Genomic DNA, 12,803 nt, shown 5'->3' on the forward strand with positions numbered 1-12,803 from the left:
ATCATGGTCAAAGTAATCAAACACCTTCTGTGGCCTATGGTTGCCTTATTGGGGCCTGTGCCTAACTGGGCTCAAGGTCAGGCGGCCAAACCAAGGGTAATCGTAACCTCTGACGGGGAAATAGACGACGAGTGCTCCATGGTGCGTTTTTTATTGTATAGCAATGAATGGGATGTAGAGGGGATCATTACCTCAAGTTCCCAATACCACTGGCAGGGCCATAGATGGGCAGGAGACAACTGGGTAGACCCCTACCTCGATGCCTATGGGGAAGTGTACCCTAGTTTGCTTGGGCACGACAAAGGATATCCCTCGCCCGAATATTTGAAATCGGTAAAATTTTTGGGCAATGTCGCGGCTGAGGGAGAAATGGATTCCGTTTCCCCCGGATCGCGGCATATCGTTAAAGTACTTTTGGACGAATCGGACAATCGGCCCGTTTGGCTTCAGGCATGGGGAGGCACCAACACCATTGCCCGCGCCCTAAAGACCATAGAAGAGGAATATCCGTCAAAAATGGGGCAGGTAGCCAAAAAAATACGCTTCTTTTTTATTTGGGAGCAAGACCCGACCTATCAAACTTACATTCGGCCCGTTTGGGGCAAATACAACATCCTAACGATTATTTGCGACCAGTTTTGGGCCATGGCCTACCAATGGGACAAAATAATGCCGGAAAGCAAAATAGGCTATTTTAAAAACGAATGGATGAAATCCAACATACTGGAAGACCATGGTGCGCTTTGTTCGCTATATAAGGCCTATAAAGGCGATGACGACAATGAAGGATGGAGTGCCGGCAGCCCCAAACAAAAGGGTTCCTTTCGTTCGGAGGGCGACTCGCCCGCATTTATCCACGCCATTCCAACAGGTCTACGCTCATTGGAATCGCCCAGTTATGGCGGTTGGGGCGGCCGTTACACGAAAGTCAGGGAAAATACTTGGCTAGACCCCGTTCCGGAAGCGGACTATGTTTATCCGGAAGGAAGATGGTATACAAAAACGGCATGGGGCCGTAATTATATGCGCAAAACCTATCCCGAAAACCAAGACCTGATGCACGAATATTTTAAGCCGATCACCCGTTGGGCCGATGCCCTTCAGAACGATTTTGCGGCGCGGGCAGATTGGTGCGTAAAGGCTTTTCAAGATGCCAATCATCCACCGGTGGTGAAATTGGATACACCCTTGGACATTACGGCGAAACCGGGAGTTGAAATTAAGCTAAACGCCAGTGGTTCCTTCGATCCCGATGGGGATGAACTGTTTTTTAAATGGTGGCAGTATAAAGAGGCCGATACGTATAAGGGCAGTATTGAAATGACACGTGATAGCGGAAAGGAAACCGCTTTTGTAGTACCTGTGGATGTTCGGCAAGGCGAAACCATCCATGTGGTTTGTGAGGTAACGGATAGCGGTGCTCCGGCATTGACAAGATACCAAAGGGTAATTGTCCATATAAAATAATCAACTTAAACCCAAAAAGATGAAATTAGGTTATGCCTTTATGGTTTGGGGCGCCTCCTTGGCTTTGTCCTTCGCCCAGCCATCTTGGGAAAAACACGGCCGGCTTGAGGTTTCCGATAACGGTCATTTTATTCAGCACAAAGACAAAACCCCCTTTTTATGGATAGGCGATACGGGTTGGGGCATGATACAACAATTGACCCGCGAAGAAGTGGACCGATATCTCGACAATAGAAAGGAGTTGGGGTTTACGGTTATTCAAACCGTGGTGCATTGGTCTCCCCATGGGGGAGGTCTAAAAAGAAGTCCCGATAATGCGGCCAATGCCTACGGGCACCATCCGTTTACGGGCGATGAAGAATCGCCCAATACGGCAGAACCGTTGACCGTTAGGGGAGGTGGCCCACAATCGCCAAACGACTACTGGGACCATGTCGACTATGTAATTGAGGCGGCAAAAAAACGCCATCTGTATCTGGCCCTCCTGCCCTGTTGGGCGTCGCAATTGGTTACCGGAACCGGCGAATACAATGAGGATGAGGCCAAGGCCTTTGGAGCCTTCTTGGGTAAGCGTTATGCCGATGAACCCCATATTATCTGGGTGCTCGGGGGCGATACCAAAGCGCAGTTCAAAGGCTACGACAAAAACCAAAAATACAGTGAGTACGACCATCGCGAGGTATATCGGGCCATGGCCGAAGGTATTGGAAACGGGGTCACGGGAAAAAAATTAAAATGGAACGAAAGTCACCCGGCATGGGACGAGGTTTTCCTTACTTACCATCCTAACGGGGATTACCCCTACGGTTCATCGCAATGGTTTCACAAAGATGTATGGCTCGATGCCAATGGCATTGAGGTTTGGAAAGAGGTAGACGATGTATATCGGACGGTTTTGGACGATTACCAATTGGTCGATCCGGTTAAGCCGACCTTGTTCCTGGAAGGTTCTTATGAATATGGTTCCTATCGGCATGAGTGTGGATGGATAACCCCTCTCAGGGTCCGCAGGCAGGCTTATCAAACCTTTTTTGCCGGCGGTGCGGGCCATACCTATGGCGCGGGGCCCATATGGGCGATGCGAGGGGATGAAGGCGATTACAATTGCGGATACACTTGGCAGCAGGCCTTGGATTTTCCGGGGGCCATGCAGGTGGCGACCGTGGCCAGGAAATTTTTAATTGACCAAAAATGGCATGAATGGATGCCCAATGGGAATGTTCTTTCGGGTACGGGTCTAGGCGATGGCTTGAAAACGGCCGTTACCACCCATTCGGGCGATAGGGCCTTGATCTATTTCTCCAATAATTCCTTTGCACGGGTGAACAATGTCTTTGGCAGGGAGGCCAACTCGTTTTGGTTCGACCCCAGAAATGGTGAAATGGTGGAAAACGGACCGTTTCGGGCCAATGAATCGAAAATAGTGGCTCCGCCCGGTAAATGGGAAGATGCCGTTCTAGTACTTAAAATCGATAACCGCTAGGGCACTGCCCTGGCAACAAAAAATGTTGAGGTATGAAACAGATAGTCCTTTCTGTGATAATCGTATTGTTTACAACTGCCAATTCCAGTGCCCAACAATTGGCCTTTCCGACCGCTGAGGGTTACGGAAAGTATACCCGGGGAGGTAGGGGCGGACAGGTTTACGAGGTTACCAATTTAAACGATAGCGGCCAAGGTAGCCTAAGGGCGGCCGTAGAGGCTTCGGGGCCGCGGACCGTAGTGTTCAGGGTTTCGGGAAACATCGAATTAAAAAGTCCGCTTAGGATCAAGAACCCTTACATTACCATTGCGGGGCAAACCGCTCCGGGAGAAGGTATCTGCCTTAAGAACCATCCTTTGAATATCGATGCCGATGAGGTGATCGTCCGTTATATTAGGGTGAGGCCCGGCGATGTTTCGGGCGAAGACTATGATGCCGTATCGTCGAGGTACGTAAAAAATATCATCCTAGACCATATCTCGGCGAGCTGGAGTGTAGATGAAACCATGTCCATTTACCATTGCGACAGTATTACGGTTCAGTGGAGCCTTGTTTCCGAAAGTATGTTCAAGTCGAACCACGTAAAGGGTACCCATGGCTTTGGAGGTATTTGGGGGAGCAATCACGGCACTTACCACCACAACCTATTGGCACATCATACCAGCCGAAATCCGCGAATGGCTTCGGGGGCCGGAAATACCGATTACAGAAACAATGTAATATACAATTGGGGCTACCAAAGCCTTTACGGTGGTGAGAAACAGCAAAAAGGCAACGATAAGTTCAACTTTTCAACCTTCAACATCGTTGGCAATTATTATAAACCCGGACCGGCGACCGCGCCCGGGGAGGTTTCCCATAGAATCGCGAGTCCCTCTTCGCGAAGCGATGAAGATTATGGCAAATGGTACATCGCGGATAATTTTATGGAGGGAAGTCCAAAGGTATCCGAAAACAACTGGAACGATGGGGTACACACCGATATTCCTTTGGAAAAAGTAAAGTTGGACGAGCCATGGGCTTCGATGCCCATACGCCAACAACCTGCTGAAGCGGCTTATGGAGCGGTTTTACAGGAGGTAGGGGCAAGTTTGCCCAAGCGGGATGCCATAGATTCCAGGATCATTGAAGAGACCCTTGGCGGTTTTGCCACCTATGAAGGCGAGGCCTATAAAATGCTGAAAAAGGTAGGCGACAAATCGAAAATAACGGGAATCATCGATTCGCAAAACGATGTGGGCGGTTGGCCGGAACTAAAGTCGCTTCCGGCACCCAAGGATTCGGATCACGATGGAATGCCCGATGCATGGGAAAGGAAAAATAAACTGGACCCCAATGACCCATCCGACGGAAAGGCCGATCAAGACAACGATGGCTATACCAATCTGGAAGAGTATCTAAATGAGCTGGTGGTTTTGGGCAATGCTAAATTAGCGGCGCAATCCCCATCAAAAAAAGCGATCGTTTCGGAAGCGTTTGTCTTTACCGAGCAGCCGACGCGCGATTGCCATGCATCATCCATTTTGGAACTGGAAAACGGAGATTTGCTGTGCGTGTGGTTTGGTGGAACCCGGGAGGGGCATCCTGATGTCAAGCTCTGGATGTCGAGAAAACCCAAGGGGGCAGCCTGGCAAGCCCCAGTTGTTGTTTACGATGGGGATGGGAAGACCCTCTTCAACCCGGTGCTCGTCCAATTAAAGGGGGGCGATATACAAGTGTACTTTGTTGGTCCCACAATTAACGATGGCCAGGTAATCACATCCAAGGACAAGGGGCAGACCTGGGGCAGGCCAAAAAAATTGCCCAAGGGTTTTGTGGGCCCTATTGTTAACAAACCTATTTATCTGAACGACGGAACCATTATTGCCGGGGCGAGCCTACAGGACGGCCCGGGACGACGGGTTCATGTTGAGCGAAGTGTCGACAACGGTAAAACTTGGACGAAAACAAAACCCATCAACGACCCCGTAAACACCAAACATCAAATCATTCAACCTACTTTTTTAGTGCATTCGCAGAAAAAAATACAGATGTTGGCTCGATCTAATGGCAGTGGCGAGGACACTAAAATTGCACAATCTTGGTCTGGGGACGGGGGGCTGACCTGGTCTCCGGTCTCGGACACCAATTTGCCGAACAACAATTCGGCTATCGATGCCATTACCTTGGCGGATGGCAGGCATCTATTGGTCTACAACCATTCGACAAGGCTGGATCCCCTGGGAGGGCGAAAAGGGCGGGGTATTCTAACGGTGGCCATTTCCGACGATGGTATCAATTGGAAGGCTGCCGCTGTCTTGGAATACAGAACGGGGGCGGTGCAGTACTCCTACCCGGCCGTCATCCAGACCAAGGACGGCTTGGTCCATATTACCTATTCATGGCACCGGAAGCGAATAAAACACGTGGTTTTGGACCCCACAAGGTTTGAGCCCTACCCCATTGAGGAAGGCCAATGGCCAAAGGATAGGATGCCTTGGATACTTAGCAGGGAGGAGGAAAATGCCAGTACAAAATCAGAGGTTTTGAACTAATGGCAATAAAGCGTAAGTCGATGCGATCGGGTAATCATCGAAGTGGCGGATCAATAAAACCAAAATTTAAAACCCTACGTGATGAAGGTATTCAATTTTATGGTTATTTTTTATTTCTTGGGCTTTAATGCCTTAATGGGACAGCAACTTGCCTTTCCCGGGGCGGAAGGCTTTGGAGCCTATACCCGGGGAGGGCGAGGGGGCAAGGTTCTCTATGTGACCAACTTAAATGATAGCGGTCCCGGGAGTTTGCGATGGGCAGTTGGGGAAAAAGGCCCGAGGACAGTGGTCTTTGCCGTTTCCGGAACCATAGAGCTCAAAAAACGATTGACCATCGAAAACCCCTATATTACCATTGCGGGCCAAACGGCGCCCGGTGACGGGATATGCCTGAAAGGGGAAACGTTTTTGATCGCCGCCGATGAGGTTATCGTTCGCTATTTGAGGGTGCGCCTTGGCGATGGTATGCATGGCAAGGGCAGTTTGCAGGGTAAGGACGCCATCAGTATTTCCAAGGGAAAAAATATTATAGTAGACCATTGTTCCGCTAGTTGGAGTTTGGATGAGGTTCTTTCCGCTTCCACGCGAAGACCGACGCTCACCAACGTTACGGTGCAATGGTGCTTTATTACCGAAGGGCTGAACCCCAGCAATCATGGCTACGGGTCTTTGATCCGGGGTACGGGAGGGGCGAAGTATAGTTTTTTGAAAAATCTTTACGCCCACCACAGGCGACGTAGTCCGAGACCGGGCAACTATAACTCGAATCCCCATACCGAAGATCCGGAGGGCCTGCTCTTGGATTTTAGAAATAATGTTATTTACAATTGGGATGGGGGGTATGCCGGCTATAATGCCGATAGTATTAGCGTTACCAGGTTGAACTATGTGGGTAACTACCTGATTCCCGGTGCCGATTCCAAAAATAACGGGATTGCCTATGCCACCGGTTCGCCCTATAACCGGTCTTTTTTTGAGGGGAATTATTATGGGGGGGAACGGCCCGCCGATCAATGGCAACTGGTAGATTTTAATGAATCGTGGACAGACGGGGATATTGAGGCATATAAACAAAACGAACCTTTTGAAACAGGGCCGGTGCATACTTTGGAGGCCGGGCAGGCCTATGCCCAGGTACTTGAAACGGGAGGTGCAATACTGCCGAAAAGGGATGGGGTGGATAAGCGAATAATCTCGCACGTAAAAAATAACCAAGGGCGAATAATCAAAAGTCAGGAAGACGTCGGAGGGTGGCCCCCATTGAAGTCGACGCCCCCTCCCGTGGATTCCGATGCCGACGGTATGCCCGATGCCTGGGAAAAGGACAAGGGGTTAGACCCCTATCGGGCTTCCGACGCCAACCTGGTCGGTGCCAATGGTTATACCATGCTCGAAAATTATTTAAACGGACTTTAGGTGCCATTTTCAGCTTGGTACCCCAATACCGCGGTAATCTTTCGTGTTTAATAAAGTTGATCTTCAAAGAAGTTCGTAAGTGAATGGTGGCATGAACCACAAGAAACACTATCTTTTATGCGTATTTTAAGGTTGTACCGAAGAATTTCGGGTTCTGTCTATACGGCCGTTTAGATGGGGCCGGCAATCCTTCGTGCCGTCGATATATCAATTGATCGTCCTTAAAGTATGTTATTTTTGTTTTGTTTTTTTTATTTACGAATTTTTACTTTTATATTTGAACTATGGCTTTATTAGCAACGAAAAGGCGCGAAAAAATTATTGAATTTTTAAAGGAAGATGGGTCGGCCAAGGTAATAGACTTGGCAAAACTTTTTAAGGTTACCGAGGTTACCATTCGTCAAGACCTGGAAAAACTGGAAAAAAAGGGTCTTATCGTAAGGGAGCATGGCGGGGCTTTTCTAAAGGATATGGAAAGCAAGGTGAAGAATTTTTCCCTGGTAAACCAAGAAAACCTGGAACTGAAGGAGACGATTGCGATCAAATGCCTTGATTTTATTGAGAGTGGGGATACGATTATTCTTGACTCGGGCAGCACCACGACCGAAATAGCAAAAAAATTGATCGGGTATAAGAACCTTACCGTAATCACCAATGCATTGAACATCGCTATGATGTTGGGCCCTGAGCCCGGTATCGAGGTGATTATGACCGGTGGGGAGTTCAAACCGCCCACCTTGTCTTTGACGGGGCAAAAAGCGGCCGATTTTTTTAAGGGACTGAATGTACAGAAGTTGTTCTTGGCAACGGCAGGTATTTCCTTGAAGTCGGGCTTGACCTATCCGAGTATCAGTGATTTGGTCGTCAAGAAAGCAATGATCAACGCGGCTGATATTACCTATTTGGTCGCCGATAGCACTAAAATTGGCAAGAATGCCTTGGCAAGCCTGGGTGCCCTTTCGCTTATCGATTACATCATTATGGACAATGGCATCGAAGAAAAGGACAAGCAGATGTTCAAGGACAATGAAATAGAAATCATTTTCGCATAACAAGCATTATAAATATAAACCGGTAACGAGCAAAAATGTCGAAATCAAAACTTAGAATAGGCGTAATCATAGGTAACCGCGACTTCTTTCCGGACAGTTTGGTGGAAAAGGCCCGCAATGAGATACTTGAGGTATTCCGGAAGTTGAAGCTCGATCCGGTCCTGTTGGAAACTACCGATACCAAGCTTGGGGGGGTAGAGACTTTTAAGGAGGCGCAAAAGTGTGCCGAACTTTTTAGGAGGCACCGCGACGAAATAGCGGGCGTGCTGGTCTTACTTCCCAATTTTGGGGACGAGAAAGGCGTTGCCGATACCCTGAAATTGGCAGATCTTAATGTTCCGGTACTTGTTCAGGCCTATCCCGACGAGCTTTCAAAAATGAACGTGGTCAATCGCAGGGATTCATGGTGCGGCAAAATTTCGGTCTGTAACAACCTGTACCAATACGGTATAAAGTATTCGCTGACCACCTCGCATGTATGCTCGCCTTCCGAAGCGGCCTTTCAGCAAGACCTGCTTGATTTTGTATCGGTATGCCGAGTGGTCATGGGGCTCAAGAATGTTCGTATTGGGGCCGTAGGCGCCCGCCCGGGAGGCTTCAATACGGTGCGTTATTCCGAAAAGATCCTGCAGCGCAATGGCATCACCGTAACCACGGTAGACCTGTCCGAAATTTTAGGTAAGGCCAATAAACTTACCAAGGACGATGCCGTCGTTAAGCAGCATTTGGAGGCCATCAATTCCTATGCCCCAAAAGGAAAGACCCCGGATGACGCCATGGTGCAAATGGCCAAACTGGATGTTGTGCTCAACCAGTATGTTGAGGAATATGCCTTGGATGCCACGGCCATTCAGTGCTGGACATCCTTACAGCAAAATTATGGGTGCAATGTTTGCACCAGCATGAGTATAATGTCCGAAAATATGTTGCCCTCGGCCTGCGAGGTCGATGTAACGGGCACCTTGAGTATGTACGCCATGCAACTGGCATCGGGGTCGCCGAGTGCCTTGGTCGATTGGAACAATAACTATGCGGATGATCCAAATAAATGTGTGCTTTTTCACTGCGGCAATTGGGCCAAGTCCTTTTTACCGGATATCGAAATCAGTAATGCGCCAATATTGGGTACTTCGGTGGGTGTGGAAAACACCTATGGCGCCCTCGATGGAAGAACCCCTGCCAACCCGCTTACCTACGGCAGAATAAGTACCGACGACCCCAAGGGGATCATCAAGGCCTATGTGGGTGAGGGCGAGTTGACCGATGACCCGCTAAAAACCTTTGGCAATAGGGCCGTAGCAAAAATTAACGACCTGCAAGGGCTGATGAATTATGTGTGCAGAAACGGTTTTGAGCACCATGTGGTGATGAACGCCTCCAAGACCGGGGCGATTCTCGAAGAGGCACTTGGCAATTATATGGGCTGGGAGGTATACCGGCACAATTCAAAATAAAATGACGGATAAGGAACTACAATTAAAATCGGTGCACTTGAGAAAAAATATTCTCAAGTACATCTATATGGCCAAGGCCGGCCATACAGGTGGTAGCCTCTCTTGTGTCGATATTTTGAATGTACTCTATAACCGTGTGCTCAATGTCGATCCCCACGAATTCAGAAAACCGGATAGGGACAGGTACATACAGAGCAAGGGGCACAGTGTCGAGGCCTTATTCGTTACCTTGGCCGATCGGGGTTTTTTTCCGGAAGCCGATTTGGAGACCCTTTGCCAGCACGAATCGCATTACATTGGCCATCCTACCAAGAAGGTAAATGGTATAGAGCAGAATACAGGGGCCTTGGGCCATGGTTTGTCCATTGGCGTAGGAGAGGCGATTGCGGCCAAATTGGATGGCAAGACGCACCGAATTTATACGCTTTTGGGCGATGGGGAACTTCCCGAAGGCTCCAATTGGGAAGCCTTTTTGTCGGCGGCCCATTACAAGTTGGACAACCTTTACGCCATCTTGGATTACAACAAACAACAGATTACCGGAAACAACGAGGAGGTAATGAGCCTCGATTCGGTACGTGATAAACTGGAGTCCTTCGGTTGGGCCGTAAAAGAGGTTGACGGCCATAATTTGATAGCGCTTGAAGAGGCTTTGAACAAGGGGCCTTTGGTAGCGGGCAAGCCCAGTTTTATTATCGCCCATACGGTTAAAGGCAAGGGCGTGAGCTATATGGAAGGAAATATAAAATGGCATCATGGGGTTCCTACTGCCGAACAGTATCAATTGGCAATGTCTGAACTACAGGAAGCGGAAGCTTTGATTTAAAGGGTTATGGAGACAGGAAAAATCAAAAGTAAGGATTTGAAAATGGGTCTTGCGAATCAAGTGGTGTTTGCAAATACCCTCGAGGAGTTGGCCGAAACCAATAAGGATATCCTAGTGGTTACCAGCGACTCAAGGGGGTCGGGAAAATTGGTCCCCTTTGGGCAAAAGTATCCAGACCAAATCGTTGAGGTGGGCATCGCGGAGCAAAACTTGGTGGGAGTGGCGGCCGGCCTGGCATCCGCAGGCAAAAAGCCGTTCGCGGTTTCTCCCGCATGCTTTATCACGGCAAGGTCTTTGGAGCAGATCAAGAACGATGTGGCCTATTCCGATAACCCGGCGGTTATGGTAGGCATAAGTGCGGGGGTCAGTTACGGGGCCCTGGGCACCACCCATCATAGCTTGCACGATTTCGCGGTCTTGCGCGCAATTAACAATATTTCGATTATCGCCCCGGCAGACAACTATGAAACCGAACAGGCCGTCCGGTATGCGGCCGATTCAAATAAGCCGGTATACATCAGGTTGGGCAAAAAACCCATGCCCTCGCTCAAAGAAGACGATTTAAACTTCGAATTTGGCAAGGGCCGAAAGATTACAGAAGGCAAGGATTTGGTGTTTATAGCCTCCGGAGAGACCGTATATCCGGCCTGGTTGGCCGCCAAAGAGCTCGAAGACAGGCACGGTATCAAAGCTACCGTGGTCAGTATGCATACCATAAAGCCCTTGGATACCGATCTGTTGGATAGTCTTGCGGAATACGGGGCTCCCATTATTACCGTGGAAGAGCACATGGTCAATGGGGGACTGGGGGAGGCTTGTGCATCCCACTTGATGCAAAAAGGACATCGCAATGCCTTTGTTATGGTCGGCATTCCGGATGAATACACCGTTACGGGGTCTCAAGTCGAGATTTTTAATTATTACGGAATCTCAAAAGAGGGCTTGTACAGCCTAGGAAAGGAAATGCTCCTATAAAACGATGGTGATGGATCGACAATCAATGGTGTGGAAAATCAAACAATTGCTGTTCGTATGCATCTTGCTTACGGCATGTGCTTGTGGCGACAATAAAAAGGAAGGGCCCAAAAAAATGGCCGTGGTCATATCGACACTCAATAACCCGTGGTTTGTGGTGCTCGGTGAGTCGGCCGCGGCAAGGGCGCGGGAACTGGGCTATGAGGCTACCATTTTCGATTCGCAAAACAATACGGCCAAGGAGGCCGAGCATTTTGAGAATTTGATCGCAGCCGGTTTTGACGCCATTCTTTTTAACCCTACCGACGCCGATGGGTCGGTAAGCAACGTCAATAGGGCGAAGCAAGCGGGTATCCCCACTTTTTGTATGGATAGGGAGGTCAACTCCCTTGATGGCCCCGTTACTCAAATAATTTCGGATAGTTTTTCGGGATGCGTGGCCCTCGGTCAGTATTTCGTGAGGCAACTCGATAAGAAAGGAAAATATGTCGAACTATTGGGGCTGGTGGGGGATAACAACACGTGGAACCGATCAAAGGGATTTCACAGTGTGGTGGACCATTTTCCCCAACTGGAAATGGTTGCCCAGCAAAGCGCCGATTTCGATAGAAGCAAGGCCATGGAGGTACTCGAGTCGGTATTGCAGTCCAATCCCGATATAGATGCCGTCTTTTGTGGCAATGATGCCATGGCTATGGGAGCGTACCAGGCTTTGGTCGCCGCAGGAAAAGCGGATAGTGTAAAGGTCTTTGGCTTTGATGGTGCCGAAGATGTGATGAATGCCATCGGCGACGGAAAAATTGCGGCCACGGCGATGCAGTCGCCAAAATTCATGGCGAGAACTGCGGCCGAATTGGCCGATAGGTACTTGAACGGAGAACGGGACATGGGCAAGAAAATGCCTATTGCCGTAGAAGTAGTGACCCAGGAAAATATTTCTGAATTTGGTGCATATGGAGGGACTACCGAATAAAACAAAAAAATTGCTCAAGAATTTTGCCTTGATAGGGGTATTGGCCATAGCGCTTTATAATTCCGTCTACTTCAAGCCCTTGGATGAGGTGGTGAGCGCCCGGAACAGTTTGGATTTCGACCCGGCTTTGGTGGCCCGAAACTTTGTCGACAAGGGTTTAAGCGAAGTTGGTACAACCCATGTATCGGAGCTGCTTGCCCAATTAAAGACTGACTTGGAGGCCACCTTGGAGGAAAAGGGCAACAAGCTGGGTATTGGCAAAGACTATTACTTTATGGTAGAGGGTAAGGCACAAGTGCTCGACATTCTGGAAGAAGAGGTAGTGGTAGGTCTAGACAACGCCGCGGCGGATAAAATATACATAGCGACCGACTTTATTTTCGGAAACGCGATCAGGGAGGCATCCGGTGTTTTCGATATTGGCGATTATCAGAATACTATGGATTTTAACAACATTTCCATCGAACTGAACAATATCGTTCGTGAGGAGGTTATTCCTCCATTTTTAAAAAATATAAAGCAAGGCGACCATGTGTATTTCAAGGGGGCGGTCAAGGTCAATAAAAAAAATCCAAATTTGGATCGGATGCGTGTGGTTCCCTTGGTCTTAAAAATCAATTGAA

General features: G+C 48.8%; 10 protein-coding genes. All 10 read left to right on the plus strand.

Annotation, left to right across the window (positions count from 1 at the left end; genetic code table 11):
- The first annotated feature begins 3 nt into the window (after positions 1-3).
- Entirely contained in the window at positions 4-1,467 is a 1,464-nt protein-coding gene (locus BUB37_RS03610; RefSeq protein ID WP_094766510.1) for a DUF1593 domain-containing protein, read from the plus strand.
- 19 nt (positions 1,468-1,486) lie between these two features.
- Entirely contained in the window at positions 1,487-2,950 is a 1,464-nt protein-coding gene (locus tag BUB37_RS03615) for a glycoside hydrolase family 140 protein (protein ID WP_072988623.1), read from the plus strand.
- 32 nt (positions 2,951-2,982) lie between these two features.
- Positions 2,983-5,484 (plus strand): exo-alpha-sialidase, encoded by a 2,502-nt coding sequence (locus BUB37_RS21570; protein ID WP_170863106.1) that lies wholly within the window; start codon positions 2,983-2,985, stop codon positions 5,482-5,484.
- Between the two features lie 81 nt (positions 5,485-5,565).
- Entirely contained in the window at positions 5,566-6,900 is a 1,335-nt protein-coding gene (locus BUB37_RS03630; protein WP_072988626.1) for a pectate lyase family protein, read from the plus strand.
- Positions 6,901-7,184: 284 nt separating this feature from the next.
- Positions 7,185-7,952, plus strand: coding sequence for a DeoR/GlpR family DNA-binding transcription regulator (locus BUB37_RS03635; protein ID WP_072988630.1), 768 nt, complete (start codon positions 7,185-7,187; stop codon positions 7,950-7,952).
- Between the two features lie 35 nt (positions 7,953-7,987).
- On the plus strand, positions 7,988-9,406 hold the full coding sequence (locus BUB37_RS03640; RefSeq protein ID WP_072988634.1) for an L-fucose/L-arabinose isomerase family protein: 1,419 nt from the start codon (positions 7,988-7,990) through the stop codon (positions 9,404-9,406).
- Position 9,407: 1 nt separating this feature from the next.
- On the plus strand, positions 9,408-10,232 hold the full coding sequence (locus tag BUB37_RS03645) for a transketolase (protein WP_072988637.1): 825 nt from the start codon (positions 9,408-9,410) through the stop codon (positions 10,230-10,232).
- A 6-nt stretch (positions 10,233-10,238) separates the two neighbouring features.
- Positions 10,239-11,207, plus strand: a complete 969-nt coding sequence (locus BUB37_RS03650; protein ID WP_072988641.1) for a transketolase family protein — start codon at positions 10,239-10,241, stop codon at positions 11,205-11,207.
- 10 nt (positions 11,208-11,217) lie between these two features.
- On the plus strand, positions 11,218-12,180 hold the full coding sequence (locus tag BUB37_RS03655; RefSeq protein WP_212635249.1) for a D-ribose ABC transporter substrate-binding protein: 963 nt from the start codon (positions 11,218-11,220) through the stop codon (positions 12,178-12,180).
- 10 nt (positions 12,181-12,190) lie between these two features.
- Positions 12,191-12,802, plus strand: a complete 612-nt coding sequence (locus tag BUB37_RS03660; protein ID WP_170863107.1) for a DUF2291 family protein — start codon at positions 12,191-12,193, stop codon at positions 12,800-12,802.
- The last annotated feature ends 1 nt before the right edge of the window (position 12,803 follow it).

Origin of the sequence: Pseudozobellia thermophila, assembly GCF_900141855.1 — a bacterium.
Lineage (GTDB): Bacteria > Bacteroidota > Bacteroidia > Flavobacteriales > Flavobacteriaceae > Pseudozobellia > Pseudozobellia thermophila.

Coding starts and splice junctions, on each gene's coding strand:
- BUB37_RS03610 (WP_094766510.1), top strand. CDS start 4: ATGGTCAAAGTAATCAAACACCTTCTGTGGCCTATGGTTGCCTTATTG.
- BUB37_RS03615 (WP_072988623.1), top strand. CDS start 1,487: ATGAAATTAGGTTATGCCTTTATGGTTTGGGGCGCCTCCTTGGCTTTG.
- BUB37_RS21570 (WP_170863106.1), top strand. CDS start 2,983: ATGAAACAGATAGTCCTTTCTGTGATAATCGTATTGTTTACAACTGCC.
- BUB37_RS03630 (WP_072988626.1), top strand. CDS start 5,566: ATGAAGGTATTCAATTTTATGGTTATTTTTTATTTCTTGGGCTTTAAT.
- BUB37_RS03635 (WP_072988630.1), top strand. CDS start 7,185: ATGGCTTTATTAGCAACGAAAAGGCGCGAAAAAATTATTGAATTTTTA.
- BUB37_RS03640 (WP_072988634.1), top strand. CDS start 7,988: ATGTCGAAATCAAAACTTAGAATAGGCGTAATCATAGGTAACCGCGAC.
- BUB37_RS03645 (WP_072988637.1), top strand. CDS start 9,408: ATGACGGATAAGGAACTACAATTAAAATCGGTGCACTTGAGAAAAAAT.
- BUB37_RS03650 (WP_072988641.1), top strand. CDS start 10,239: ATGGAGACAGGAAAAATCAAAAGTAAGGATTTGAAAATGGGTCTTGCG.
- BUB37_RS03655 (WP_212635249.1), top strand. CDS start 11,218: ATGGATCGACAATCAATGGTGTGGAAAATCAAACAATTGCTGTTCGTA.